23 protein-coding genes are annotated in these 25,933 nt (G+C 72.1%); 10 read left to right on the top strand and 13 right to left on the bottom strand.

Annotation, left to right across the window (positions count from 1 at the left end; translation table 11 throughout):
• Positions 1-40: 40 nt before the first annotated feature.
• Together OG982_RS15950 and OG982_RS15945 are read right to left on the bottom strand one after the other, a co-directional pair.
• A complete protein-coding gene (locus OG982_RS15950; protein WP_266786294.1) occupies positions 41-2,875 on the bottom strand; it encodes a stealth conserved region 3 domain-containing protein in 2,835 nt (944 codons plus the stop codon).
• Positions 2,875-3,864: a hypothetical protein gene (locus OG982_RS15945; RefSeq protein WP_266786296.1), complete on the bottom strand. Its 990-nt coding sequence runs from the start codon at positions 3,862-3,864 to the stop codon at positions 2,875-2,877. Before OG982_RS15945 ends, OG982_RS15950 begins: the two co-directional genes overlap by 1 nt.
• A 290-nt stretch (positions 3,865-4,154) precedes the next feature.
• On the opposite strand from OG982_RS15945, the gene OG982_RS15940 reads away from it, so the two are divergent.
• The 5 genes from OG982_RS15940 to OG982_RS15920 all read left to right on the top strand — a co-directional run bounded on the left by OG982_RS15940 (position 4,155) and on the right by OG982_RS15920 (position 11,952).
• Positions 4,155-5,972, top strand: coding sequence for a stealth family protein (locus OG982_RS15940; RefSeq protein WP_266786298.1), 1,818 nt, complete (start codon positions 4,155-4,157; stop codon positions 5,970-5,972).
• Positions 5,973-5,988: 16 nt separating this feature from the next.
• Positions 5,989-8,082: a PIG-L family deacetylase gene (locus OG982_RS15935; protein ID WP_266786300.1), complete on the top strand. Its 2,094-nt coding sequence runs from the start codon at positions 5,989-5,991 to the stop codon at positions 8,080-8,082.
• On the top strand, positions 8,082-9,260 hold the full coding sequence (locus OG982_RS15930) for an acyltransferase (protein ID WP_266786302.1): 1,179 nt from the start codon (positions 8,082-8,084) through the stop codon (positions 9,258-9,260). The genes OG982_RS15935 and OG982_RS15930 overlap by 1 nt, the downstream gene beginning before the upstream one ends.
• A gap of 4 nt (positions 9,261-9,264) precedes the next feature.
• Positions 9,265-11,070, top strand: a complete 1,806-nt coding sequence (locus OG982_RS15925) for a prolyl oligopeptidase family serine peptidase (RefSeq protein ID WP_266786304.1) — start codon at positions 9,265-9,267, stop codon at positions 11,068-11,070.
• 78 nt (positions 11,071-11,148) lie between these two features.
• A complete protein-coding gene (locus tag OG982_RS15920; RefSeq protein WP_266786306.1) occupies positions 11,149-11,952 on the top strand; it encodes an SURF1 family protein in 804 nt (267 codons plus the stop codon).
• Here the strand turns inward: OG982_RS15920 and OG982_RS15915 are convergent.
• The 7 genes from OG982_RS15915 to OG982_RS15885 form a co-directional block, all read right to left on the bottom strand.
• A complete protein-coding gene (locus tag OG982_RS15915; protein ID WP_266786308.1) occupies positions 11,949-13,091 on the bottom strand; it encodes a hypothetical protein in 1,143 nt (380 codons plus the stop codon). The genes OG982_RS15920 and OG982_RS15915 overlap by 4 nt on opposite strands.
• Positions 13,088-13,801, bottom strand: a complete 714-nt coding sequence (locus OG982_RS15910) for a SigE family RNA polymerase sigma factor (protein ID WP_266786310.1) — start codon at positions 13,799-13,801, stop codon at positions 13,088-13,090. The genes OG982_RS15915 and OG982_RS15910 overlap by 4 nt, the downstream gene beginning before the upstream one ends.
• Positions 13,802-13,970: 169 nt before the next feature.
• Positions 13,971-15,044 carry an aspartate-semialdehyde dehydrogenase gene (locus OG982_RS15905; RefSeq protein WP_266786312.1) on the bottom strand — a complete coding sequence of 358 codons (1,074 nt, stop codon included), beginning with the start codon at positions 15,042-15,044 and terminating at the stop codon, positions 13,971-13,973.
• Positions 15,041-16,315, bottom strand: a complete 1,275-nt coding sequence (locus OG982_RS15900) for an aspartate kinase (protein WP_266786314.1) — start codon at positions 16,313-16,315, stop codon at positions 15,041-15,043. The genes OG982_RS15905 and OG982_RS15900 overlap by 4 nt, the downstream gene beginning before the upstream one ends.
• 108 nt (positions 16,316-16,423) lie before the next feature.
• The gene (locus OG982_RS15895; protein ID WP_266786316.1) at positions 16,424-17,080 is read right to left on the bottom strand and encodes a DUF5063 domain-containing protein; all 657 of its coding nucleotides are present in this window, start codon (positions 17,078-17,080) and stop codon (positions 16,424-16,426) included.
• The gene (gene recR, locus OG982_RS15890) at positions 17,073-17,672 is read right to left on the bottom strand and encodes a recombination mediator RecR (RefSeq protein ID WP_266786318.1); all 600 of its coding nucleotides are present in this window, start codon (positions 17,670-17,672) and stop codon (positions 17,073-17,075) included. The genes OG982_RS15895 and recR overlap by 8 nt, the downstream gene beginning before the upstream one ends.
• A 47-nt stretch (positions 17,673-17,719) precedes the next feature.
• Positions 17,720-18,070, bottom strand: a complete 351-nt coding sequence (locus OG982_RS15885; protein ID WP_266786320.1) for a YbaB/EbfC family nucleoid-associated protein — start codon at positions 18,068-18,070, stop codon at positions 17,720-17,722.
• 271 nt (positions 18,071-18,341) lie between these two features.
• On the opposite strand from OG982_RS15885, the gene OG982_RS15880 reads away from it, so the two are divergent.
• Positions 18,342-19,088, top strand: coding sequence for an SLATT domain-containing protein (locus OG982_RS15880; RefSeq protein ID WP_266786322.1), 747 nt, complete (start codon positions 18,342-18,344; stop codon positions 19,086-19,088).
• A gap of 427 nt (positions 19,089-19,515) precedes the next feature.
• Here the strand turns inward: OG982_RS15880 and OG982_RS15875 are convergent, their stop codons facing one another.
• The 3 genes from OG982_RS15875 to OG982_RS15865 all read right to left on the bottom strand — a co-directional run bounded on the left by OG982_RS15875 (position 19,516) and on the right by OG982_RS15865 (position 22,480).
• Positions 19,516-20,166: a hypothetical protein gene (locus OG982_RS15875; RefSeq protein WP_266786324.1), complete on the bottom strand. Its 651-nt coding sequence runs from the start codon at positions 20,164-20,166 to the stop codon at positions 19,516-19,518.
• A gap of 185 nt (positions 20,167-20,351) precedes the next feature.
• Positions 20,352-21,020, bottom strand: coding sequence for a GntR family transcriptional regulator (locus tag OG982_RS15870; RefSeq protein WP_266786326.1), 669 nt, complete (start codon positions 21,018-21,020; stop codon positions 20,352-20,354).
• Between the two features lie 107 nt (positions 21,021-21,127).
• Complete coding sequence (locus OG982_RS15865) at positions 21,128-22,480, bottom strand: aspartate aminotransferase family protein (protein ID WP_266786328.1); 1,353 nt, start codon at positions 22,478-22,480, stop codon at positions 21,128-21,130.
• Positions 22,481-22,671: 191 nt separating this feature from the next.
• Here OG982_RS15865 and OG982_RS15860 point away from each other — a divergent pair, with 191 nt between their 5' ends.
• The 4 genes from OG982_RS15860 to OG982_RS15845 all read left to right on the top strand — a co-directional run bounded on the left by OG982_RS15860 (position 22,672) and on the right by OG982_RS15845 (position 25,381).
• The gene (locus OG982_RS15860) at positions 22,672-23,304 is read left to right on the top strand and encodes a DJ-1/PfpI family protein (protein WP_266786330.1); all 633 of its coding nucleotides are present in this window, start codon (positions 22,672-22,674) and stop codon (positions 23,302-23,304) included.
• Positions 23,297-23,764, top strand: coding sequence for a MarR family winged helix-turn-helix transcriptional regulator (locus OG982_RS15855; RefSeq protein WP_266786332.1), 468 nt, complete (start codon positions 23,297-23,299; stop codon positions 23,762-23,764). The genes OG982_RS15860 and OG982_RS15855 overlap by 8 nt, the downstream gene beginning before the upstream one ends.
• 607 nt (positions 23,765-24,371) lie before the next feature.
• Positions 24,372-24,767: a nuclear transport factor 2 family protein gene (locus OG982_RS15850; RefSeq protein ID WP_266786334.1), complete on the top strand. Its 396-nt coding sequence runs from the start codon at positions 24,372-24,374 to the stop codon at positions 24,765-24,767.
• A 5-nt stretch (positions 24,768-24,772) separates the two neighbouring features.
• Positions 24,773-25,381, top strand: coding sequence for a LysE family translocator (locus OG982_RS15845; protein WP_266948757.1), 609 nt, complete (start codon positions 24,773-24,775; stop codon positions 25,379-25,381).
• Between the two features lie 46 nt (positions 25,382-25,427).
• Here the strand turns inward: OG982_RS15845 and OG982_RS15840 are convergent, their stop codons facing one another.
• Positions 25,428-25,907 (bottom strand): HIT family protein, encoded by a 480-nt coding sequence (locus OG982_RS15840; RefSeq protein WP_266786338.1) that lies wholly within the window; start codon positions 25,905-25,907, stop codon positions 25,428-25,430.
• Positions 25,908-25,933 lie beyond the last annotated feature (26 nt).

Raw genomic sequence — 25,933 nt, 5'->3', positions numbered from 1 at the left:
GAACGGGGATCACCGGAACACGCCCGGGCGGAGCGGGTCCTTACGGCTTCTCGAACGGCGAGCGCACCGGGAAGTACGCGTTGAGGAACGCGCGCAGCACCCGGTCCTGCTCGTCGACCGGCACCGCCGCGTCCGCCGACTCGCCGATGCAGAACACGCTGTGGCTGCGGGTGGCCAGCAGGCGGCTGAGCCGCGTGTGGTGCTCGTAGTTGCCCGCGTTGATGAACGAGCAGGAGATCGACGACGGCATCGACCGGCCGGTCAGGTAGCCGTAGTGGTGGTGCAGCGAGGAGGTGACGGACAGGTCCGTCGTCGCCCGGAACTTGCTCGCCGCCGTGGCCCCGATCTCCTCGGGGCACTCCTCGGCGATCTCCTGGAGCACGCTGCGGCGCAGTGGGTGCGGTGCGTGCAGGAAGCCGTGGGTGGCGGTGCGGCCGAACTTCCGCTGGAGCAGCGCGCGGTTGTTCTTGGCGGCGGCGAAGTAGCCCTCGTCGCCCTCGGCCAGTTCGACGGGCGGAACGGCGGTGGGCGACCGGAAGAAGTGCGCCATGCCGTTGCTGCCGAAGAACGAGGACGGGCTGAGCGGGCGGCCCATGAACACGTCGTCGTTGAGGTAGAGGAAGTGCTCGGAGAGGCCCTCGATGCGGTGCAGCTGGCTCTCGATGGCGTGCGAGTTGAAGGTCGGCAGCCAGTTCTCGTCGGCGAAGATCTCGCGGTGGCTGACGATCTTGATGCCCGGCTGGGTGGTGTCCAGCCAGTCCGGCGTCTGGTCGTCGGTGACGATGTAGACGTTGCGCACCCAGGGGGCGTACATGGCCAGCGAGCGCAGGGAGAAGCGCAGTTCGTCGCGGTTGCGGAAGCGCACGTCACCGCTGTCCGCGCCGCCGTCGGTGGCGATGCCCGCTGCGCGCTTGGCGTCGTCGCGGCGCTCGCGCCACTTCGGGTCGCTGTCGTCCACCCAGGTGTAGACGACGTCGATCGGGAAGTCGACCTCCCACATGAGGTGGTCGGTGAAGGCGGCCGCCGTCGGGTACTCGCGCTCGGCGACGCGCAGCGTGGCGGTGGCCTCCAGCGAGGGCAGGCGCGGTCCGACGAGCGTGGAGCCGCGCGGGGCCGCGCGCCAGCCGGGCAGCTCGGAGCCCTCGGGCTCCTCGGTCCAGAACTCCACGGCGCAGGCGAACGCGGGGCCGTAGCGCAGGGTCCGGCTCTCGGTGACGACGGGCTTGAAGACGCGCAGGCCGGCGACGTCGCCGACGGACTTCAGCCGCTCGGCGAGGACCGCGCCGGGGGCCGCGCCGCGCGGGGTCACGAGTTCCGCGTAGACGGGCTTGCCGTGCAGGTCGGCGGCGAGCGCGGCGAGTACCGCCTCGCGGCGCTCGACCTCGACCGCGATGCGGTACGAGGTGCCGCCGTCGCGCAGCAGGATGTACGGGATGCCGTGCGCCTTCAGCGCGGCCGTGGTGAGTTCCAGGTTCCACTCGGCCATGCGGGGCGCCAGGATGTCGTCGCGCACCTCGGCCAGCCGGCCGGCGGAACGGACCAGGGCGCCGGAGCGGTCCTGGGCCTGGATCATGACCTCGCGGGCCTTCTGCTCGTCGGCCGAGCCGGCGAGCACGCTGATCGGCGCGGCCACGTTGAAGCTGCGGGTGCCGCCCGCGGCGATCCGCAGCGCGGTGCGGTCGGCGCGCTCGGCGAGGCGGGCGGGCGAGTCGCGGCGGGCGACGAGGCGCTCGAAGAGCTCCTCCCACTGCTTGGTGATCCGCTCGGCGCTGAAGCGCTGGTGCACGCCCTCGCGGGCGGCCTTGCCGTAGGCGCGGCGGGTCTCGTCGTCGCCCATCAGCTTGGACATGGCGACGGCCAGGGAGTCCTTGTCGCCCGCGGGGACGAGCAGGCCGTCGACGCCGTGCCGGATGATCTCGGCGGGGCCGGTGACGATGTCGTAGGCGATGACCGGGACGCCGGCGGCGAACACCTCCAGGAGCACGAGGGGGAACGCCTCGTTGCGGGAGGGCAGCATGGCCAGGCCGGCCTTGGCCCACTCCTGCTCCATCTCGGAGGAGCGGCCGAGCAGCATGACGCGGTCGTGCAGCCCGAGGCCGTCGATGATCCGGCGCAGCCGGACCTCCTGCGGCCCGTCGCCGAAGATCCGCATCGTCCACTCGGGGTGCTCGTCGGCGATGGAGGCGAAGGCCTCGATCGCGTGGTCGAGCTGCTTCTCGGGCGTCATGCGGGCGGCCAGCACGATGGTCTTGCTGTCCAGGTCGGCGCGCGGCCGGAAACCGTCGGGGACGGCGTTGGGTATCGCGACGAGCTCGGGGGCGGTGGCGCCCAGCGAGTCGGCGAACCAGTCGTTGGTGCGCTCGGTGAGCGAGGCCAGCGCGTCGATCCGGGGCGCGTAGACCAGCAGCGGCTCGCCGCTGACGCCGCGGAGCTGGGACGCGCGGTGCTCCTGGTGCACGGTGATCACGCGGGCGGGCACCAGCTCGGCGACGGCGGCCATCAGCGCGGGCGTGGTGGTGATCAGCACGTCGGTGTCGAGCGAACCGAGCGCGTTGGTCATCTCGATGTCGGAGAGCCGGTCGAAGGTGGCTTCCCAGGCGGGGCGGATGATCTCGCTCGGCAGCGAGGTCAGCGTGCGGCACGCCTGTTCGTTCAGACCGCTCTCGCGCACCGGGCGCCCGTAGGGGCCGGTGCGGTCGACGAGGTAGCGGCGCGGGATGGCGTGGCCGGCGGAGAAGAAGGGCGCGGGCCTGGTCTTGAAGACACTGATCACCTCGACCTCGTGGCGCGGGGCCAGGTGTGCCGCCTGGGTGTAGGTGGCCATCTCGGTGCCACCCATCTCGTCGCCCCAGGTGAGCAGGAAGGTGATCTTCATCAGACGGTTTCCTTGGTGGAGATGACAGTGCTGCTTACGGCGAGGTTCCCGGCGGCCGTGAGGTGCGCGTGCACGCGGAGCAGCGCGCCGCCCTCGGTGGCGATCGTCCGGAAAGGAGTGCGGAAGACCTTCTTGGGATGGCGTACGTCGCTAAGACGACGGCCGATCTTGATCCGGTTCCGCCCGGACCGCATCTGAATGTCCCACACGCCCTTGGCACGGCCCTTGGCCATGGCGTCGAGCGGTACGTCGAAGGCGAAGCGGTCGCCGTCCCACTCGGTGGGGATCGTGACGGGATTCATACCGCCGCCGCGGCGCACGGCCTCGGTCGTGAACTCGGCGGGGGAACCGCCGGCGAGCAGCCGGCCGCGGACCGAGACGCGGTCCCATCGCAGGTCGAAGGCGATCAGCTCGGCGCCGAGCCGGGGGCCGGTCACCTTGATCATCGACTGCCCGTCCACGGACCGCATGGGCCGGAACACGGCGCCCGAGGAGGGGCTCGGCGGTGCGGAGAGGGTGGGGCCGTCCGCCACGTGCGGGGTCGGGGCCGTGATCCCGAAGCGGGCCCGGCGGCCGTTGGTGTCGGATATCTCCACCGTGAGACGCCACACACCGTCGGTCAGCCGCGGCCCGGAGGCCTCCGGGCCGTCGTGACGGGCGTGCCGCAGCCCGGCCGTCGCGGTGAGCAGCGTCGGGCCGTGCGGCTGGGGTTCCAGCTCCATCGCAACGACGTGCCGCTGGGTACCGCGCTCGAAGACGAGGAACGCCGAGGCGACGTCGGCGGAACGCCGGGGCGAGGGCACGGCGAGGTTGAAGGTGCGGCCGCCGAGCACGGAGAGGTGCACGGGCTTCAGGGTCGGCCGGGCCCGCCCTCTGGTGCCCAGCGCCGGGACCGTGTTGATCCGCTCCACGCGACGGCGGATGCGGCCCGCCGTACGCCGAGCGCGCTTGACCGCCCCCACCGCATGGGACAGCAAGGTTTCACTCATGGCGCTCCAACATCCTTCGTGTGGTGATGACCACGTGTCACTCGGCGGCGTTGCCGGGCGCGACCGCCCGGCCCAGCCCGTCCAACGTCCGACGACCACGTCCGACGACCCATGCCCACCACTAGAATGCAGAGAAATCCCGCTACGTCCCGCTCTCAGAGCGCCACTGTGACGGGTTGCATTTCCATGGGGTTTTCTTGACCCTTACCTCGCACATGGGTTTCCTTTAGCTCAGCATGATATGCGACGGTTGGGGCCCACCGAGGAGCAGGGATGAGGCGCAGCACATCGTGACCGTACCGTCGCTGAAGCAGGGGACGACCCCCGCGACGGCCACCGCACAGGCCGCGGCACCCGCCGGCGCCACCGGCCGACCCAACGCCGAGGGCTCCGCCCTGGTCGGGGTCTACCGCAAGGTGATGCCGACCCGCCTGCGCCGCGTGGTCGCCGCCCGCTACTCCCCCGAGACCCGCCGCCGCATCAAGCAGTCCATCGGTTCCGGCGGTGTCGGCCAGATGCCCGGCAAGGTGCGCGGCGCGAGCCTGGCCACCCTGCGCCGCTCCCTCGTCGCCGGCGCCGGCGCGCTCGTCATAACCGTGGGCGGACGTCCGCGCATCGCCTTCGCCGATGACGGCCTGTCGCCCGAGACCACCCGCCGCGCCGGCCTCGGCGCGGTCACCGCGGCCCTCGAAACCGCGGGTGTCGACTACTTCTGCGTCCGCAACCAGGAGCGCCAGGCCACCACCGTGGCCGTCGCCGCCTCCGACCGCGCCCCCGCCATGGCCGCCCTGCAGGAGCTGAGCCGGACGCTGCCGGCCTACTTCGGCCCCCGCGGCCCGGAGAACAAGCGCATCGTCCCCGCCTACCAGCCCGCCAACTGGCGCCGGTACGCGCGCGCCCGCAGCCTGCGCCTGTTCTGGTACCGGACCGACCCGGGCCAGAACGTGGTCCTGGGGCCGGAGCACGGCTGCGACATCGAGTTCTGGGCCCGCGAGGGCGACCGCCTCGTCGCACCGCGCCGCAACTCCATCACCGAGTCCGTGCCGGCCGACGCCCCCTCCGTGGAGGTCCCGGCGACCACGTTCACGGCGCCCTGGGGCACCCGTACCACCACCGCCATGACGGTGCGCACCCGCCCGGAGTTCACCACCACGCTCCCCCGGGACATCTCCTTCCCCATCGACGTCGTCTACACCTGGGTGGACGGCTCCGACCCGGAGTGGCTGCGCCGCAGGGCCGGGTTCACCGGCGCGGACTACCACGCCGAGGCGGCGAACGCGGCGCGCTACGCCAACCACGACGAACTGCGCTACTCCCTGCGCTCGCTGGCGATGTACGCCCCCTGGGTCCGCACCGTCTACCTGGTGACCGACGACCAGACCCCCGAGTGGCTGGACACCACCCAGCCCGGGATCAAGGTCGTCAGCCACCGCGAGATCTTCTCCGACCAGGCGGCGCTGCCCACCTTCAACTCGCACGCCATCGAGAGCCAGCTGCACCACATCGAGGGCCTCTCCGAGCACTTCCTCTACTTCAACGACGACGTGTTCCTGGGCCGCGAGATGGCCCCGGGCGGGTTCTTCGTCGCCAACGGCCTGACCCAGTTCTTCCCGTCCCCGGCCCTGGTGCCGCTCGGCCCGCCGTCCTCCGACGACGTGCCGGTCTCCATCGCGGGCAAGAACAACCGGGCGCTGATCCAGGAGCGCTTCGGCACCACCCCGGTGCAGAAGATGCGGCACGTCCCGCACGCCCTGAACCGCACGATCCTCAGCGAGATCGAGGAGGAGTTCGCGGAGCAGCACCGGGCCACGGCCGCCCAGCGCTTCCGCAGCCCCGACGACATCGCCATCCCCTCTTCGCTGTACCACTACTACGCGTTCCATACCGGGCGCGCGCTGGCCGGCGACCTCGAGTACGTCTACATCGACGTTTCGCTGCCCAACGCAGGCAACCGATTGGACCGTTTGCTCCTCTCACGTGACAGAGACGTGTTCTGCCTGAACGACACTCTCTCGACGGAAGAGGATTTCGACCGCAGTACCCGGCTTCTGCACCCCTTCCTGGAGTCCTACTTCCCGGTGCCGAGCCGATACGAGCGGCCTTTGTAACTTCAAGAGGGTTTTCGTGACACCACCGCGCCCCACCCGACGCGCTGTCATCGCTGGTCTCATCGTTGCCGCCTCCGCCGCCGCCACGGCCGGGTGCACCTCCGATGCGAAGCCCCGTACCAAGGCCACCCACGAACCCTCACCGAAGGTCACCGCCACCGGGCGGGAAGCGGTGACGCGGGCCCAGGACGGCACGAGCGGTGCCCGCGTCATGCAGATCGTTGCGCACCCGGACGACGACCTGTACTTCATCAACCCCGAGGTCCGGCAGTCGATCCAGGACAACGACCTCGTCGTCAGCGTCTACGTCACCTCCGGCGAGAGCGGCGGCGTCAACAAGATCCCGGGCAGCAAGACGCCTCCCAAGCCCGACATCCCGGGCTACGCGGGCTCCCGTCGGCAGGGTCTGCGCCAGGCCTACGCGCTGATGGCGACGAAGAACGCCCACGCGCCGTGGGAGGTGAAGGTCCAGACCCTCCCCGACGGCACCCAGATCGAGGTCGACGTCCTCGTCGACCACCCGGGCGTGCGGCTGGTCTTCCTCGGCGTCGGGCAGCACGGCCCCCGCGTACGGGGCGTCTCCAACGCCCTCCCGCGCATGTGGGCGGACCCCGAGGCCTCGACGAGCACCCTCATCGCGACCGGCTCGCCCGTCACCGCCACGCACGAGGTGACCCGCGAGGGCCTCATCGCCAACCTGGCCGCCCTGCTGGACGAGTACAAGCCCACGCTCGTGCGCACCCTGGACCCAGACCCCGACATGCAGGCCCACGACTCGAAGCACCGGCCGCACCACGACCAGCCCGGCTACTCCGACCACCCGGACCACACGGCCACGGCCCTCTTCACGTACGCCGCCCTGGAGCGCTACAAGGGACCCGGCGACGGCCGTTCGTACGCCGTCATGAGCTACCGCGGGTACTACAACGAGCGCTGGCCGGACAATCTGCCGCCCCAGATCGTGAACAACAAGGCCGAGGCCCTCAACGCCTACGGCGGCTCCCCCGACTCCTGCCAGTTCGTCGCGGGCTGCGGCGACTACGACGTGGCCCGCAACCGGTCCAAGGGCACCGGCTGGCTCCAGCGCACCTCGCAGCGCCAGTCCACCGCCGCACCCCGCATCCAGCAGGCCCCCGACGGCCGGCTCACCGCGTTCGGCGTCCTCGGCGGCCAGGCGGCCATGTGGCAGGAGTCCGCGCCCGGCAGCGGCAAGTGGGGCAAGCCGACGATGCTCGGCGGCGACGGACTGCTGCCCGGGCTCGCCGCGGTCCTCACCAAGGACGGCCGCTGGCAGCTGTACTCCCAGCGCGTCGCCGGCCTCGGCCCCGGCGCCCGCGAGAACCTGCGCGAGCTCGTGATGGCCGAGCAGCAGAAGAGCGGCGGCCCCTTCGGCGCCTGGAGCTCGCTCGGCAACCCCGAGAAGGACCCGGAGCACGGCCGTCGTGTCGGCGCCCCCGTGGTGGCGATCGCCGGCAACGGCACCGTCCACCTCTTCGCCCGCAACTGGTCCAAGGGCGTCTCCACCCGCAGCCGCGTCGGCGACGGCGCCTGGAGCGGCTGGCGCGACCTGGGCGGCGCCGACGTCCAGGAAGGCCTGACGGCCACCACCGACACCCAGGGCCGGGTCCACCTCCTGGCCGCCGGGCACGACACCGTCCACCACTGGACGCACGACCGGCCCGAGCAGGAGCTCGCCCCGGTCCGCACCGGCCTGCCCGCCCCCGCGGACCCGCCCACCGTACTGGCCCGCCCCGACGGCTCGTTGCTCCTGGTTTTCCGCCAGCAGAAGACCGCCCGGCCGCAGGCGTACGGACGCCGGGTTGACGGGGGCGACTGGACGGACCATAAACTCGACCTCGCGGGCCGCGGCTACGGGCCGCTCGCGCTTCACCCCGTTCGCGAGGGTGTGCTCCTCGCAGCCCGCAACAACGAGGGTGGAACCAGCCTGGCCACCCTCGAAACCAGCGAAACCCCCCGCTGGAGCAGTATCAAGGGCGCCACAGTCGGTCAGGTCTCCCTCGCCTCCGACTCCGCCGACCGCCCCGTCCTCGCGCGCCTGGCGCCCGACGCGACCCTCACAACGGTGCGGATACCCCAGAATGGTCACTGATGTCGGGATCCCCCCACCCCAGCCCTACCAAGGACGCGCCTGCCAAGGACACCCCCCGCGAGGCCCCACCGGTCCCGGCCCACGGGGGGCGCCTGTACACCCTTGACGGACTGCGGCTGGTCGCGGCGCTCATGGTCGTCGCGTTCCACTACATAGGTTTCAACAACTGGTCCTCACCGATCTGGGGGGCTCCGACCCCCGAGCTCTTCCCCGTCGCGCACTACGCCGCCGCCTATGGCTGGCTCGGGGTCCAGTTGTTCTTCCTGATCAGCGGATTCGTCATATGCATGTCGAGCTGGGGGCGGTCCCTGCGGCAGTTCGCGGTCTCCCGCGTGAGCCGCCTCTACCCCGCCTACTGGTTCGCCGTCCTGCTCACCTCCGGCGTCCTGGTCCTCACGTACGGCGAGGACAGCGGGATCGACCTGGGCAAGTTCCTGGCGAACCTGACGATGTTCCAGGAGCTCATGGGCATCCGCGACATCGACCCGGTCTACTGGACCCTGTGGACGGAGATGCGGTTCTACCTGCTCTTCGCGATCGTCGCCGCCTTCGGCCTCACCTACCGCCGCGTCGTCGCGTTCTGCGCCGTCTGGCTGGCGCTGGCGATGTGGGTCCCCTACTCCGGCATCGCGTGGCTGCGGCTGTGGACGGTCCCGGACGCCGCCCCGTACTTCATCGCGGGCATCGTGATGTACCTGATGCACCGGTTCCGCCCGAATCCGGTGCTGTGGGTCCTACTCGCCGCGTCCTGGCTGGTGGCCAAGGACCAGCTGAGCATCATCATGCGGGGGGGCGTGCACTCCACCGGCCACACGCTGCTGTGGCGGGTGTCACTGGCGATCATCACGGTGTTCTTCCTGCTCGTGCTCACCGTGGCCCTGGGCGGCCTGAAGTCGCTGAACCGGCGCTGGCTCGCCACCGCGGGCGCGCTCACCTTCCCGCTGTACCTGCTCCACGAGATACTCGGCTGGGAGCTCATCCGGGCGTTCCACGACGCGATGCCGCCCTGGGTGCTGATCACGCTCCTCGTCACGCTCTTCCTCGGGGCGTCCTGGCTCGTCCAGCGCTACATCGAACGCCCCGTCGCCAAGGCCCTCAAGAAATGGCTGGGTCCCGCCCCCCGCGCGGGCGCCCGTCCGGCCCAGTCCGCACCGATGGTCTCCGTGCGGCAAGAATGAGGGCATGACCAGCGACAGCGATGTGACCCCCGACTGGCCCGACTGGGAGAAGCGGTTCCGTGCGCCGCGCGTCGGACTGCCCGACTGGGCCGAGGACGCCCCGGACCGGGCGCTCTTCGTCTCCAACGCGACCGGCACCTTCGAGCTCTACGCCTGGGACCGCGAGACCGGCGCGCAGCGGCAGGCCACCGACCGCCCCAACGGCACCACCGACGGCACCCTCTCGCCCGACGGCGAGTGGATCTGGTGGTTCTCCGACACCGACGGCGACGAGTTCGGCACCTGGGTGCGCCAGCCCTTCGCAGGCGGCCCCGACGAGCCGGCCACCCCGGGCCTGGAGCCGTCGTACCCCGCCGGGCTCGCCATCGGCCGGGACGGCACGGCGGTCGTCGGCCGCTCCACCGACGAGGACGGCTCGACCATCCACGTGGTGCGGCCGGGCGGCGCCGAGCCCGTGGTGATCTACCGCCACCGCGAGTCGGCCGGCGTCGGGGACCTCTCCCGCGACGGGACCCTGATCGCCATCGAGCACACCGAGCACGGCGACGCCATGCACTCGTCCCTGCGCGTGGTCACCCTCGACGGCACCACCGTCGCGGAGCTCGACGACTCCCGGGGCGGCACGCGGGAGCTCGGCCTGGAAGTGCTCGGCTTCGCCCCGGTCGCCGGCGACACCCGGCTGCTGATCGGCCACCAGCGGCGCGGCCGCTGGGAGCCGATGGTGTGGGACGTCACCTCCGGCACCGAGGAGGACCTGGCGATCGACCTGCCGGGCGACGTCAGCGCCGAGTGGTACCCGGACGGCTCGGCGCTGCTCATCGCGCACAGCTTCGAGGCGCGCAGCGAGCTGTGGCGCTACGACCTGACCGCGCGGGAACTCCTCCGCGTGGACACCCCGCCGGGGACGGTCTCGGGCGCCACCGCGCGGCCCGACGGGACGGTGGAGTACCAGTGGTCCTCCGCCGCCGAGCCCGCCGCCGTACGGTCCACCGCGGGCGGCGTCGTCCTCGATCCCCCGGGCTTCAGGCCGCCGGCCTCGGTGCCGGTGGAGGACGTGTGGGTGGACGGCCCGGGCGGGCGCATCCACGCCCTCGCGCAGCGGCCGGTGGGCCACGGCGACGGCCCCTTCCCGACGATCTTCGAGATCCACGGCGGGCCCACCTGGCACGACAGCGACGCCTTCGCGGCGACCCCGGCGGCCTGGCTGGACCACGGCTTCGCCGTCGTCCGCGTCAACTACCGCGGCTCCACGGGCTACGGGCGCGAGTGGACGGACGCCCTCAAGCACCGGGTCGGCCTGATCGAGCTGGAGGACATCGGCGCCGTCCGGGAATGGGCGGTGGCCTCCGGCCTCGCGGACCCGGCGCGGCTGGTGCTGTCGGGCGGCTCCTGGGGCGGATACCTGACCCTGCTCGGCATCGGCCTGGAGCCGGGCGCCTGGGCGGTCGGGCTGGCCGCCGTACCGGTGGCGGACTACGTCACGGCGTACCACGACGAGATGGAGGCCCTGAAGGCCCTGGACCGCACCCTCTTCGGCGGCACGCCGCAGGAGGTCCCGGAGCGCTTCGAGGTGTCCTCCCCGCTGACGTACGTGGACGCGGTGACGGCCCCGGTGCACATCGCGGCCGGCGTCAACGACCCGCGCTGCCCGATCCGGCAGATCGAGAACTACGTCGACCGGCTGGCGGCGCGCGGCGCCGTGCACGAGGTGTACCGCTACGACGCCGGGCACGGCTCGCTCGTCGTGGAGGAGCGGATCAAGCAGGTCCGGATGGAGCTGGAGTTCGCGCTGAAGCACCTGCCGAAGTAGACCCTCGCGGCAGGCTCCGGGCGGCTCCCGCCGAACCCCGGCAGCCGTGATCCTGTGCACCCCCCGTACGGTGGTGGGGTGCACCGGTTTCTCCTGACCCCGCGCTGGTGGGGGATCAACGTCTTCGTCGCGCTCGGCGTCCCCTTCTGCCTGTTCATGGGGTCCTGGCAGCTCGGCCGGTTCGAGGACCGCGTCGACAGCCACCGCGAGGCGACCGCCGAGCGGCCCGCGGGCCGGACGGCCGCACCGCTGGACTCGCTGCTCCCGGTGGACAAGAACACCTCCGGCCGGCTCGCCTCCACGAGCGGGGAGTACGGCGAGCAACTGCTGGTCCCGGAGCGGACGCTCGACGGGAAGTCCGGTTTCTACGTCCTGACCCTGCTGAAGACCGACTCCGGCAAGGCCGTCCCGGTGGTCCGGGGCTGGCTGCCGGGCGCGCCGGACGCGGCCAGGGCGCCGGCCGCACCGACCGGGCGGGTGGAGGTGACGGGCGCGCTCCAGGCCTCGGAGACCTCCGGCAGCAAGGGCGTGCACGCGGTCGGTGGTCTGCCGGCCGGTCAGCTCGGCGTGATCGGCGCGGCCTCGCTGGTCAACATCGTCCCGTACGACCTGTACGACGCCTGGCTGACGGTGCAGAGCCCGGCGGACGGGCTGACTCCGGTGCCCGCGCAGGCGCCGGCCAACACCGGGCTGGACCTGAAGGCCTTCCAGAACCTGGGCTACACCGGCGAATGGTTCGTCTTCGCCGCGTTCGTGCTGTTCATGTGGTTCCGGCTGTACCGGCGCGAGGCGGAGACCCTGCGCGACGCCGAGGCGGGACTGCTGCCGGAGGAACCGGCGCCCGCTACGGCCGTCGCCGCGCCCGAGCCCGCGAACCCTTAGGGCTTCGGCACGTCGAGCGGGATCGCGCCCGTCCGGTAGACCGTGCCGCCGCAGGCGCCGGGGATGGTGGTCTGCGTGGTCGGCGCACCCGGCACCGGCGTGTGCGAAACCTCCACACCCTTCGGCTCCGGGGAAGGCGCTCCGCCGCCGCCGGTGTGCGGGTCGGCGGCCGAGTCGGTACCGCTCGCCGTCCCGGCGCCGCTCGCCGCCGCGGCGCCCGCCTCCGCCGACGGCTTCGCCGGCGGCTTGCCGCCCCCCGGCTCCGGGCTGGTCGCCGAACAGGACTCGCCCGAGGGGACGAAGGCGAACTGGACCTCGTACGCCGCGTTCGGCTGGAGCGCCAAGACCGGTGCCTCCGCCGACGGATCGGTCAGCAGCCCGCTCGCCGGGTCCCCCTGCCGGTGGCCCACCACGCTCACCGAGGGAGCCGGGCCGGTCGCGGTACCGGGCGCCGCGGCCGCCGTCACGGTGTCCGGGCCGGTGATCGAGCAGCCCTTGTCCGAGACGTTGGTGACCTTGAAACTGCCGAACACCTTGCCGTCGACCTGCGGGGAACGCGCACTGGCCTGCACGCCGAGCTGCCCGGCGGCGCACCCGGGCACCCCCGGCGGGGCGGCCGGAGGCAGCGGGTTCCTGCCGGTCGCGGCGCCGGGGCTCGCCGGCTCCACCCCCGTACCGCCCGAGGAGGAGCCCGCCTGCGGGTCGGGCTGAGCGCCCGTGCCGCCCGCGTCCTCGCCGCTCTTGCCGGGCGCCTTCGGGGACTTCGGCGCGAGAGCGCCCGAGCCGTTCTGGTGCGGGTCGGAGGCGGCGCCCAGCTTGCCGCCCTGCTGCTGGCCGTGCCCGGCGATGGCCGAGTGCCCGGCGTCGGCGCCCTGGGCACCCGTCAGACGCATCGCGGCGGGGATCGCCGTACCGGCCAGCACCGCGGCCGCGGCGGCGCCGACCAGCACCTGCCGCCTGCGCGTGCGCGCCCGGCGCGCGGGGACCGCGTGCCGCAGCCGGTCCAACGCCCCGTCGGAGGGCCGCAGGTCCTGGACGGCGCCGCTCAGCAGGACGCGCAGCGCCTGCTCTTCGCCGCTCTCGCCCGCCGCGCCGCTCTCGGTGCTCCCGGCCGGGGCGTTCTTGTGGTCGTCCATCATGACTGCGCAGCCTCCATCGCCACCCGCAGCGCGGCAATGCCCCGCGATCCGTACGCCTTCACCGAGCCGAGCGATATGCCGAGCGTCTCCGCGACCTGGGACTCCGTCATGTCCGCGAAGTACCGCAGCACCAGTACCTCACGCTGGCGCCGCTGGAGTCCCCGCATCGCCTTGATCAGGTCGTCCCGCTCCAGCTGGTCGTACGCGCCCTCCTCGGCGCTGGCCATGTCCGGCATCGGCTTCGACAGCAGCTTGAGGCCGAGGATGCGGCGGCGCAGCGCGGAGCGCGAGAGGTTGACGACGGTCTGGCGGAGGTACGCCAGCGTCTTGTCGCGGTCCCGGACCCGGTTGCGGGCCGAGTGGACGCGGATGAAGGCCTCCTGGACGACGTCCTCGCAGGAGGCGGTGTCGTCGAGGAGCAGCGCGGCGAGGCCGAGGAGGGAGCGGTAGTGCGCCTGGTAGGTCTCGGTGAGGTGGTCGACGGTGGTGCCGGCCACCACGGCCTTCTCGGCGCCCTCCGCGCTATCGCGGGGTGCGGGCACGCGGCCGCCCCGGTCCGGTGCCGCGGGCAGCGGCGTGACGGGAGCCGCTCCGGCGGGCGGGACGGGCACGATCACCGTGATCTCGCCGGGGAGCCGGGAGCGCCGGCGCGACGGAACGATTCCGGTGCGCGCCGGTACGACGGCGAAGTCGAGCAATGCTTCTGCCACGCCAGTTGGACACGCGTCCCCCCGTCAGGGTTGTACGCGCGAGGCAGATCGTTCAGCAATATCCCCATTGCCCTCATGCGTACCCGCTCTTCCCGATTGCCCCGTCTTTTGAGACGGCAGTCGGGCCATCACCTTGATCAAGGGATCGGCATCGATCCTACAAAGTGAATTACGCAGATTCACCCGCGATCAGTTCCGAGATCTGAGTGGCATTCAGGGCCGCGCCTTTGCGCAGATTGTCCGCGCAGACGAAGAACTCCAGCGCATGGTCGTCATCGAGCGAGGACCGCAGCCGGCCCACCCAGGCCGGGTCCGTCCCGGCCGCGTCCGCCGGAGTCGGGAACTCCCCGGCCGCCGGATCGTCGACGAGCACCACCCCGGGCGCCGCCTCAAGGACCTCGCGCGCGCGGGCGGCGTCCACCCGGGTCTCGAACCGCGCCCGGACGGTGAGCGAATGCCCGGCCAGGACCGGTACTTGTACGCAGGTCACCGCCACCGGCAGGTCCGGCAGCTCCAGGATCCGCCGGGTCTCCGCCCGTACGGCCAGCTCGTGAGAGGACCAGCCGCCCTCTCGCAGCTCCCCGGACCACGGCACCACGTTGAGGGCGAGCGGGCCCGCGAAAGGCCCGGTGTCCTCGCCCACGGCGCGGCGCACGTCCCCGGGCTTCTCCCCGAGGTCGGTCCCCGCGACCAGCGACACCTGACGGCGCAGCGCCTCCGCGCCGGCCCGCCCCGCCGCGCTCGCGGCCTGGTACGAGGAGACGGCCAGGTCGGCCAGCCCGTACTCGGCGTGCAGCGCGCCCACGGCCGCGATCATCGCGGCCGTCACGCAGTCGGGTCCGGCGACGATCCCGCGCGGCCGCAGCCGTACGGCGTGCCCGTTCACCTCGGGCACCACCAGCGGCACCTCGGGGTCCTGGCGGAAGGCGGCCGACTGGTCGACGACCACCGCCCCGCGCGCGGTGACGACGGGGGCCCACTGGGCCGAGACCTCGGCCGGGGTCAGGAACAGCACCACGTCGCCCGCCCCGAGGCCGTCGAAGGCGTCCTCGGTGAGGGCGAGCACCTCGGCCTCCTCCCCGCGCACGGCCAGCATCCGGCCGGCCGAGCGCGCGGAGGCGATCAGGCGTATGTCGCCCCAGACGTCCGCCCGCTGGGACAGGATCTGGAGCAGTACGGAACCGACTGCCCCGGTCGCCCCGACCACGGCGAGCGCCGGGCCGGAGGACCGGTCGGCCGTCATCGTCCGGTGCCTCCGTAGACGACGGCCTCGTCGCTGTCGGAGTCGAGGCCGAAGGCCGTGTGCACGGCGCGGACGGCCTCGTTGACGTCGTCCTGGCGGGTCACGACCGAGATGCGGATCTCGGAGGTCGAGATCAGCTCGATGTTGACGCCCGCGTCGGACAGCGCCTGGAAGAACGAGGCGGTGACGCCCGGGTTCGTCTTCATGCCCGCACCGACCAGGGAGATCTTGCCGATCTGGTCGTCGTAGCGCAGCGAGTCGAAGCCGATCTTGCCCTTCGCCTTCTCCAGGGCCTCGATGGCCTTGTGGCCCTCGGTCTTGGGGAGGGTGAAGGAGATGTCGGTCAGACCCGTGGAGGCGGCCGACACGTTCTGCACGATCATGTCGATGTTGATCTCGGCGTCCGCGATGGCGCGGAAGATCGCCGCGGCCTCGCCCGGCTTGTCCGGAACGCCGACGACCGTGATCTTGGCTTCGGAGACGTCGTGAGCGACTCCGGAGATGATGGCGTGCTCCACCTGCGCGTCCCCTTGCGGATTCTCGTTGCTGACCCAGGTGCCCGGCAGTCCGGAGAAGGACGACCGCACGTGGATCGGGATGTTGTAGCGGCGGGCGTACTCGACGCAGCGGTGCAGCAGCACCTTGGAGCCGGAGGCCGCGAGCTCCAGCATGTCCTCGGAGGAGATCCAGTCGATCTTCTTGGCCTTCTTCACGACGCGGGGGTCCGCGGTGAAGACGCCGTCGACGTCGGTGTAGATCTCACAGACCTCGGCGTCCAGCGCCGCGGCGAGCGCGACGGCGGTGGTGTCCGAGCCGCCCCGGCCGAGGGTGGTGATGTCCTTGCTGTCCGCCGACACGCCCTGGAAGCCGGCGACGATGGCGATGTTGCCCTCGTCCAGCGCAGTCCGGATACGGCCCGGCGTGACATCGATGATGCGCGCTTTGTTGTGGACCGAGTCGGTGATGACGCCTGCCTGGCTACCGGTGAACGACTGGGCCTCGTGGCCCAGGTTTTTGATCGCCATGGCCAGCAGGGCCATGGAGATCCGCTCTCCGGCGGTCAGCAGCATGTCGAATTCGCGCCCGGCAGGCATCGGGGATACCTGCTCGGCGAGATCGATCAGCTCGTCCGTCGTGTCGCCCATCGCGGAAACCACGACGACCACCTGGTGGCCGTTCTTCTTGGCATCCACGATCCGCTTGGCGACGCGCTTGATGCCTTCGGCATCGGCTACGGAGGAGCCTCCGTACTTCTGCACGACAAGGCCCACGTGCGCTCCTCGCTCAGTCCGTCTCATTGCTGGTGCAGTGTAACGAGCGACCGGGATCCGACCGCCACGTACCACATCATGAGACGAAAAGATCAGAATCCGGGTTCCCTACTTCCCGGGCAGACCCAGCCGGGCACCGATCTCCTCGGCCATCACCCGCCCGGCCTGCTCGGCGAGCTCCTCCTCGGCCAGGTCCTCGTCCGTGTCCAGCCCGTCCAGGGCCTCCAGCGGCTGGTCCAGGCGCACGTGCGCCACCAGCGACTGCAGGGCGCGCAGGGTGGCCGAGGCCGTCGAACCCCAATTGGAGAAGTACGAGAACTGCCACCACCACAGCGCCTCGGTCGTCCGCCCGGCCCGGTAGTGCGCCAGCCCGTGCCGCAGATCGGTCACCACGTCCGCGATGTCGTCGGAGATCCGGTGCGCGACGGGCGTCTTGCGCGGCTCGTACGGGTCGAAGACCTCGGAGTACACGTCGACCGGCTCCAGCATGTACGCGAACCGCTCGCGCAGCTCGTCGACGTCCGGCTCCGGGCCGAGGTCGGGCTCGTAGCGCTCGTCCGGCACGACGTCCTGGTACGCGCCCAGCCGGCCGCCCGCCAGCAGCAGCTGCGACACCTCCAGGAGGAGGAAGGGCACCGCGCTGTCCGGGTCCTCGCCCTTGGCCACCTCGGTGACCGCGACGATGAAGGACTCGATCTGGTCCGCGATCTGGACGGCGAAGTCGTCCGGATCCTGGCCCAGGGCGTGCAGCGTTGCGTCAGACATCGAGAAGTCGCCTTCCTTCAAAGGCCCGCCCGAGCGTGACCTCGTCCGCGTACTCCAGATCTCCCCCGACGGGGAGCCCGCTGGCCAGGCGGGTGACCTTCAGGCCCATGGGCTTGATCATGCGGGCGAGGTACGTGGCGGTCGCCTCGCCCTCCAGGTTCGGGTCGGTGGCCAGGATCAGCTCGGTCACCACCCCGTCCGCGAGGCGCGCCAGCAGCTCGCGGATGCGCAGGTCGTCCGGCCCGACGCCCTCGATCGGGCTGATCGCACCGCCGAGGACGTGGTACCTGCCCCGGAACTCGCGGGTCCGCTCGATCGCGACTACGTCCTTCGGCTCCTCCACGACACAGATGACCGTGGTGTCGCGGCGCGGATCGCGGCAGATGTTGCACCGCTCCTCCTGCGCCACGTTCCCGCACACCGCGCAGAACCGGACCTTGTCCTTCACCTCAAGCAGCGCGTGCGCGAGGCGGCGGACGTCGGTGGGCTCGGCCTGCAGGATGTGGAAGGCGATCCGCTGCGCGCTCTTGGGCCCGACGCCGGGCAGCCTGCCCAGCTCGTCGATCAGGTCCTGGACCACGCCTTCGTACACGGACTGCCTTCTTTCGCTAGGGGGCTGGGGGGCTGGCTGACGACTGACTAGAACGGAAGACCGGGGATACCGCTACCGCCGGCGCCGCCCAGCCCGGAGGCCAGGGGACCCAGCTTCTCCTGCTGCAACGCCTGGGCATTCTCGTTGGCGGCCTGCACCGCCGCGACCACCAGGTCGGCCAGCGTCTCGGTGTCCTCGGGGTCCACGGCCTTCGGGTCGATCACCAGGGCCCGCAGCTCGCCGGAACCGGTGACCGTCGCCTTGACGAGGCCGCCGCCCGACTGGCCCTCGACCAGGGCCAGCGCCAGGGCCTCCTGGGCCGCCGCGAGGTCCTGCTGCATCTTCTGGGCCTGCTGGAGCAGCTGCTGCATGTTGGGCTGGCCACCACCGGGAATCACAGGTACTCACTCCAATACCGTCGGGACGTCGCGACCTCGCAACGCTTGGTCAATCTGAGCCTACGTGCTCCCCGGGCGGCGCGCCCTACGCCGTGAGGACCAACTCTTTCGAGTGAAGGTCGGGGCGTACGCGTACCTGCTGGAGACCTCCTTGCGAGCGGAAAACCGGGGATTCGTCGCCCATGGCCCGTCATTCGAAGGTAGGAAGAGCATGCGCACCATTGCGCACACGCGCACCACCACACGTCAGCGCAGGCAGAGGGAGTGCCGGGTGAGCCAGCCGGAGATGCAGCCCGAGGGGCCACCCCGGGATCCCCGGGAGGAGGGCAGCGGGCCGATGGCGGCGGGCGATCTGACCGGCGGGCCGTTCCCCCTGGGAGACTGGGGCGAGCCCGCGGAGCGGCTCGACGAGCTCTACCGGCGAGTAGAGGCCGATGCGCTGCGCACGGCGGAGTGGTATCTGTCGGATCGGGCGTGGAAGCGCCGCGGCGCGCGGATCCTGCGGGCGGGGGCGGCGGGGGGCGCCGTCGTGGGCGCCGCGATGCCACTGCTGGAACTGACCGGTTCCGCCCCCGGCGCGGCGTCCTACGGCTACCTGTCCCTCCTCCTCGCCGCGGCCTGCCTGGCCTGCGACCGCTTCTTCGGCCTGACGGCGGGCTGGATGCGGGACGTCGCCACGGCGCAGGCGGTCCAGCGCCGTCTGCAGACGCTCCAGTTCGACTGGGCCTCGGAGAACGTACGGGAGATCCTGGGCCCGACGGAGGGCACGGCGAGCGAGGCGGCGGAACGCTGCCTCACGGTGCTGCGGCGCTTCTCGGAGGACGTCTCGGAGCTGGTGCGCTCCGAGACGGCGGAATGGATGGTCGAGTTCTCCCCGGGCCCCGCCCCGCTCCTGATGCAGTCCCTGACGGCCTCCGCGACCCGCCCGGACGCCACCACCCCCCCGACCCGCTTCCCCCTCCCCCCGGGCACCCGCCCGAACATGCCCCGCCAACGCCCCCCGGAACAACCCCGCTGACCACCCCCACCGGGGCCGGGCACCCACCCCCTGCCACCGGGTCCCGGGGCCGGCCCACCCAGCCCCGCCGGCGTTTGAGGCGCGGGGCACGGGGGCCTGGGCTCGCCCCATCCAGCCCCGCCGGCGATTGAGGCACGGAGGTCCGGGGGGCCGACACCCCGGCAACGGCGCCGCAGACCGGCACGGGGGCCTGGGCTCGCCCCACCCCAGCCCCGCCGGCGATTGAGGCGCGGAGGTCCGGGGGCCGACCCCCCGGCAATGGCTCCGCAGACGGGCACGGGGGCCGGGGCTCGCCCCGGGAAACGGAGAAAGGGCGGGGCGGGGAGACGGCACCGCGCAGCGGGGGCCACCCCGGGACCGGGACCGGGACCGCTGGAGCCCCGTAACCCTGGACCGGCGCCGCCGCACCCCCGGGACGGAACCGGCGTCAGCTGAAGATGATCATCGACCCCTGCCCAAGACTCCGCGTCGCCGCCGCATGCAACCCCAGCCACACATGCCGCTCCCGCGCGAACGGACTGTCGTCATACGGAATCGGCCCTGCCGGCTCCTCCAACGACGTCGGCCTCCCCGGCGGCGCCGGCGCCGCCGGCGGATTCAACGGGTCGATCCCGATCGCCGGCGCGACGAACCCCAGCTCCCGCAGCAACCCCTGCGCCGACCCCAGCGGCCCGCCCCCCGCCAACAGCTCCTCATTGGCCAGCGGCGCCGCGAAGTCCACCGGCACGTACGCCCCGGCATGGTCGTAGTGCCACACCAGGTGCGACTGCTGCGCCGTCGCCTCGAACATCTCCAGCAGCTGCTCGTAGTCCCCGCCCAGCTCGTCCACCGGAGTCACCGGCAGCCCGCAGATCTGCAACAGGTACGCCCGCCGCAGGAAGTGCAGGGCGTCGTAGTCGAATCCGGCCACCGGGGCGACGTCCCCGGACAGCCCCGGCATGTACGCGAACACGGGCACCGACGGGAGCCCCGCCTCACCCAGCGCCTTGTCGTACGAGGCGATCTCTTCCGCGAAGGGGTTGTCGGGGCTGTGGCACAGCACGTCGACAAGGGGGACCAGCCACAGGTCACAGGCCACGCGGCCTCCGATCAGTCGTTGCCGCCGATCGGGCCAGCGTAGTGCGCCGAACACCCTCCGCGAAGGGGTGCGCAGAACTCAACGCGGCGGACGCACGCCACCGGCCCCGCCACGAGCCCCGCCATGAGCCCCGCCACGAGCCCTGCCATGACCCCCGCCAAAGGCCCCGCCACCGGGCCCGGCCCTCACAACCCCGCCGCCCACTCCAGCCCGTGCTGGTTGTACGCGTGCACCAGCCGCCGTACCTCCTCCGCGTCCGCCCGCGTCACCGCCTCCACCAGCTCGCGGTGCCCGTCCCACAGGGCCTCCCGCATCAGCTCCGGCCGCCGCTGCAGGTGCGGCACGGCGAAGACCCAGGTCTGCACCCGGATCCGGTGCAGGAACTCCGAGATGTACGCGTTCCCGACCAGCCCGCTCAGCTCCCGCCAGAACCGCAGGTCGTAGCCGATCAGCACTTCGAGCGAACCGCTCTGCGCCGCCCGCCGCGCCTCCTCGGCCCGGCGCCGTACCGACACCAGCATCTCGGCCGCGCCCGGCGCGGTCCCGCGTTCGACGAGCCGGCGGAAGATCCCGTCCACGATCAGCGTCCGGGCCTCGATCATCCCGACGAAATCGGCCACGGAGTAGACCCGGACCCGGAACCCCCGGTGCTGCACGGACTCCAGCAGCCCCTGCGCCGCGAGGTCCACGAGCGCCTCGCGCACCGGGGTCGCGGAGACCTCGTACTGCTCCGCGATCTGCTTGACCGTGAACTCGGTCCCCGGCGGCAGGCGTCCCGCGAGCACCTCGTCACGCAGCGCGTCCGCGATCTGCCGGCGAAGTGTGTTGCGGGTGACAGCGCCGCTGCCTGGCATAGGGGTCCGTCTCCTCTGTAGAACTTCGGACACCTTAGGCCAGGCAGCGAGGCTGAAACCGATCGATTCGCGACCGTTATGAGGATGAACGGCCCGTTATCCGGCCGCTACCCCGCGACCGCGTGCCGGTCCGCGACCGTCAGCGCCTCGTCGAGGAGCGCCAGGCCCTCCTTCGCCTCCGCCTCCGTGACGGTGCACGGCGGGACGACGTGGGTCCGGTTCATGTTCACGAACGGCCACAGCCCGGACTTCTTGCAGGCCGCCGCGAACTCGGCCATCGGCGCGTTGTCGGCGCCCGCCGCGTTGTACGGGACGAGCGGCTCGCGCGTCTCCTTGTCCCGTACGAGTTCCAGCGCCCAGAACACGCCCAGACCGCGCACCTCGCCGACCGAGGGGTGCCGCTCGGCGATCTCGGCGAGCGCCGGGCCGATCACGTTCTCCCCGATGTGGGCGGCGTTCTCGACGACGCCCTCCTCCTCCATGACGTTGATCGTCGCCACGGCGGCGGCGCAGGCCAGGGGGTGACCGGAGTACGTCAGTCCGCCGGGGTAGGGCCGGGTGGCGAAGGTCTCGGCGATCTCGGCGGAGATGGCGACACCGCCCAGCGGCACGTACCCGCTGTTCACGCCCTTGGCGAAGGTGATCAGGTCGGGGGTGACATCCCAGTGCTCGGCCGCGAACCACTTGCCGGTCCGCCCGAAGCCGGCCATCACCTCGTCCAGGACGAAGACGATCCCGTGGCGGTCGCACAGCTCGCGCACGCCCGCCAGGTACCCGGCCGGCGGGGTCATGATCCCGGCTGTGCCCGGCACGCTCTCCAGGATGATCGCGGCGATGGTCTGCGGGCCCTCGAACGCGATGGTGTCGGCGAGGTGCGCGAGCGCGCGGGCGCACTCCTCGGCCTCGGTGGTCGCGTGGAACGGCGAGCGGTACAGGAACGGGCCCCAGAAGTGCACGACACCGGCGGCGGCGGTGTCCGAGGGCCAGCGGCGCGGGTCGCCGGTCAGGTTGATCGCGGCGGCGGTGGCGCCGTGGTACGAGCGGTAGGTGGACAGCACCTTCTGGCGGCCCGTGTGCAGACGGGCCATCCGTACGGCGTTCTCCACGGCCTCGGCGCCGCCGTTGGTGAAGAAGATCTTGTCCAGGTCGCCGGGGGTCCGCTCGGCGATCAGACGGGCCGCCTCGGAGCGCGCCTCCACGGCGAAGCCGGGGGCCAGGGTGCAGAGCTTGGCGGCCTGCTCCTGGATCGCGGCGACGACCTTGGGGTGCTGGTGCCCGATGTTGGTGTTCACCAACTGGGAGGAGAAGTCGAGGAAGCGGTTCCCGTCGTAGTCCCAGAAGTACGAGCCCTCGGCCCCGGCCACGGCGAGCGGGTCGATCAGGGCCTGGGCTGACCAGGAGTGGAAGACGTGAGCGCGGTCGGCGGCCTTCACGGTCGCGCCGGTGACATGAGGGGTCATGTCGTCACGCTAGAAGTGCGCAGGTGGGGAGGGATATCGGCGGACTGTATGGGGGTCGGCTACCGCCCTCGGCACTCTGTCCGCCCGCCGACCATTGACAGCACCCTCCCAAGATGACAGCCTTCTGTCATAAGCCCGGCCCGACCACGTACGCGCGAACGCGCTCGAAAACGCACTCGGAGGCGAGCACCATGAGCAACGACACCACCCCCAAGCCCGTCCACCTCGCGGTCTACGACACCTACGCGGACTGGGAGACCGGCCACACCACCGCGCACCTCACGCAGCGCGGCCACACGGTCCGTACGGTCGGCTTCGCCGCCGGAGAGCCGGTCACCACCATGGGCGGCGTCCGCGTCCTGCCCGACCAGGCCCTGGCCGACCTGCGTCCCGAGGACTCCTCGCTGCTGATCCTGACGGGCGCGTCGCTGTGGGACACCGGCGACGACCTGGCGCCGTTCGCGGCGAAGGCCCGCGAGTTCCTGGCGGCCGGGGTGCCGGTGGCCGCGATCTGCGGGGCCACGGCCGGCCTGGCCCGCGAGGGCCTGCTGGACGGACGCGCGCACACCAGCGCGGTCTCCTTCTACCTCGCCGAGCAGCCCGGCTACGGGGGCGCCGAGCGCTACGTCGAAGCCGACGCGGTCACCGACGGCGACCTGATCACGGCGGGCCCGACGGAACCGGTCGCCTTCGCCCGGGAGGTCTTCGCCCGCCTCGGCGTCTACAAGCCGGACGTACTGGACGCCTGGTACCGGCTCTTCCACGACTCGGACGCCGACGCGTACCCGGTCCTGATGGCGGCGGCGGAATCCGGCGATGCCTGAGCCCCTCACCCTGCGCGAAAAGCAGGACCTGCTGAGCCGGACAGCCCTCGCCGTCTTCCACCTGAACGGCCAATTCCTCTCCGTCTCCGAGGAACTGGCCAAGCCGGCGGGCCTGACGGCGGCCCGCTGGCAGGTCCTGGGCGCGGTCCTCACGCAACCGCTGCCGGTGGCGGGCATCGCCCGGGCCATGGGCATCACCCGGCAGAGCGTCCAGCGCATCGCCGACCTGCTGGCGGCCCAGGGCCTCGCCGAGTACGCCCCGAACCCGGCCCACCGCCGCGCCAAACTCCTCCGCCCGACGGAAGCGGGCCGCGCCGCGATCGCCCGCATCAACCCGGGCCACGCCACCCTGGCCACCCGCCTGGCAGCCCACCTCGGCGAACCCGCCTTCACGGAAACGGCCGCCACCCTCGCCCGCCTGTCGGCAGCCCTGGACACCCTCGCCCAACAGGACACCTAGTGCTGTGACCGGAAAGGTTCACCGGGTCGCGGCACCAGCCACCCCCTGCCCCTCCCGGGCCCCCGCCGGCAACTCCAGCCCTGCCGCCCCCTCCCGGGCTCCGCCACCCCTCCCTCCAGCCCCGCCGCCCCCTCCAGCCCCGTCGGCAAATCCAGCCCCGCCAGCGTTTGAGGCGCGGGGTCTGGGGCGGAGACCCAGGGTCCTCCAGCCCCGCCGGCGCTTGAGGCACGGAGGCGGGGCAGCGCCCCGGGCGGGCGGATCCGGCCAATCCGGCCCAACCGGCGGAGCCACAGGCAACCATCGCCCCCGCCCCCGCCGTCTCCCCCACCAAAGGCCGCCGGCGGCCCACCGGCGGCCCCAGGGGGAGGGACACCCGCATGGAACCGCCACCCCGCAACCGCCCCCCAACCACCACGACCGTGTTCCTCCTGGCCGTGGCCCTCATCGTCACCATCGCCGCCTGCGGCACCGTCTACGCCGTCATGACCGGCAAGCCCACCCGCCGCACCCCCCTCCCCCCGGCACCCCCCACCCCCTTTGTGTCGAAGTCAATAAGCCTGCAGGCAAAGCTTGTTGCCCCTGCCACCCCCACCGCACACTGCCGCACATGGAGCCGTTGACCGTAGTGGCACAACTCTGGGAGCGCATCGCGGCACGTGACTGGAACGGCGTCGGCAAGCTCATCGCCGAGGACGCCGTCATCGAATGGCCCGTGAGCGGCGAACGCATCGTCGGCCGCGCCAACTTCATCGCCGTGAACAGCGACGACTGTTACACCTACACGGACGAACACCCCGTGGACCTGCTCCGCATCCTCGCCGACGGCAACCTCGTCGTCACCGAGGTCGAGATACCTCAGGACCACGTCGTCTACCGCGCCGTCTCCCTCTGGACCGTCCGCGACGGAGAGATCGTCGGCGCCAGGGAGTACTGGACCAGCCCCGGCCAGGACCCCGCGCCCCGCTGGCGCGCCGGCCACGTGGAACCCCTCCTGGCAGACTGACCCGCGTGCTCACGCAACTGATCACCGCGACCGGGGTCCTGGCCCTCCTCACCCTCGTCCCCGGCCCGGACATGGCCATCGTGACGAAGCGCGCCGTCTCGCGCGGCCGCGCCGACGGGCTGCGCACGGTCGGCGGAATCGCCCTCGGCCTGCTGCTCTGGGGCACCCTCACGGTCGCCGGCCTCGCGGCCCTCCTCGCCGCCTCCGCCGGGGTGTACCTCGCGGTGAAACTCGCGGGCGCCGCCTACCTCGCCTGGCTGGGCCTCCAGTCCCTGCGCCACGCGGGCAGAGAACGCCCCCTCCCCAGCGGCCAAGGCACCAGAAGCGCCTGGCGCACCGGCCTCCTCGCCAACGCCCTCAACCCCAAGATCGCCGTCTTCTACACCGGCCTGCTGCCCACCCTCGCCCCGTCCGGCCTGCGCCCCGCCGCCGGCATGGCGCTCCTCGTACTGGTCCACGTACTGCTGTCCGTGCTCTGGCTAGGCTCGTACGTGTACGTCCTCTCGCGCGCCCGGCACTTCTTCGCCCGCCCGCGCGTTCGCGCAACCCTCGACCGCCTCACGGGCGTGGTCCTGATCGCCTTCGGCATCCGCGTCGCGACGGCGGCTTCCTAGTGCCGTGCCGGGCGCCGCGACCCGGTGAACCTTTCCGGTCACAGCACTAGCCCCCGAGCCCGTCCAGCTCCTCCCCGATGGCCGCGCGCAGCGCGTCGTGCCGGGGGCCCAGCGCGTGCCGCTCTCCGCGCCAGCACTCGACCTCCTCGTACAGCCACACCGGCAGCCGGACGAGGTCGGCGGGCTCCCAGTCGTAGCGCGGCCAGACGTGCGCGTGGAGGTACGGGTCGGTGTTGCCCAGGATCTCGATGTTCACGCGGCGGAAGGCCGGGTCGAGCCGCCGGCAGGCCCGCTCGACGGCCTCGGCGAGCCGCTCCGTGTCGGTGAGGTACGCGAGCCTGCGCGGCCGGGGCAGGTCCGAGAGCCGGGTGACGGCGGGATCGTCGGTCAGCAGCACCGAGTACCCCGGCAGGAACTGCCGGTCCCCGATCGCGGCGAATCCCGAGTCGAGGCGGCGCATGACGGTGGGGTTCTCGCCCCGGTGCGCGCTGCCGATGCGGTCGTGGCGCCAGTCGGTGTCGATCATCCCGGGACCCTAGCCGAACGAGCGCG

Source organism: Streptomyces sp. NBC_01551 (assembly GCF_026339935.1).
Classification (GTDB): Bacteria; Actinomycetota; Actinomycetes; order Streptomycetales; family Streptomycetaceae; genus Streptomyces.
Note: the sequence above shows the minus strand (reverse complement) of the source record. Positions and strands in the feature narration are given on the sequence as shown.

Coding starts and splice junctions, on each gene's coding strand:
- OG982_RS15895 (WP_266786316.1), bottom strand. CDS start 17,080: ATGTCTGACGCAACGCTGCACGCCCTGGGCCAGGATCCGGACGACTTC.
- OG982_RS15865 (WP_266786328.1), bottom strand. CDS start 22,480: ATGACCCCTCATGTCACCGGCGCGACCGTGAAGGCCGCCGACCGCGCT.
- OG982_RS15860 (WP_266786330.1), top strand. CDS start 22,672: ATGAGCAACGACACCACCCCCAAGCCCGTCCACCTCGCGGTCTACGAC.
- OG982_RS15915 (WP_266786308.1), bottom strand. CDS start 13,091: ATGATGGACGACCACAAGAACGCCCCGGCCGGGAGCACCGAGAGCGGC.
- OG982_RS15855 (WP_266786332.1), top strand. CDS start 23,297: ATGCCTGAGCCCCTCACCCTGCGCGAAAAGCAGGACCTGCTGAGCCGG.
- OG982_RS15840 (WP_266786338.1), bottom strand. CDS start 25,907: ATGATCGACACCGACTGGCGCCACGACCGCATCGGCAGCGCGCACCGG.
- OG982_RS15850 (WP_266786334.1), top strand. CDS start 24,372: ATGGAGCCGTTGACCGTAGTGGCACAACTCTGGGAGCGCATCGCGGCA.
- OG982_RS15950 (WP_266786294.1), bottom strand. CDS start 2,875: ATGAAGATCACCTTCCTGCTCACCTGGGGCGACGAGATGGGTGGCACC.
- OG982_RS15930 (WP_266786302.1), top strand. CDS start 8,082: ATGTCGGGATCCCCCCACCCCAGCCCTACCAAGGACGCGCCTGCCAAG.
- OG982_RS15905 (WP_266786312.1), bottom strand. CDS start 15,044: ATGACGGCCGACCGGTCCTCCGGCCCGGCGCTCGCCGTGGTCGGGGCG.
- OG982_RS15925 (WP_266786304.1), top strand. CDS start 9,265: ATGACCAGCGACAGCGATGTGACCCCCGACTGGCCCGACTGGGAGAAG.
- OG982_RS15870 (WP_266786326.1), bottom strand. CDS start 21,020: ATGCCAGGCAGCGGCGCTGTCACCCGCAACACACTTCGCCGGCAGATC.
- OG982_RS15945 (WP_266786296.1), bottom strand. CDS start 3,864: ATGAGTGAAACCTTGCTGTCCCATGCGGTGGGGGCGGTCAAGCGCGCT.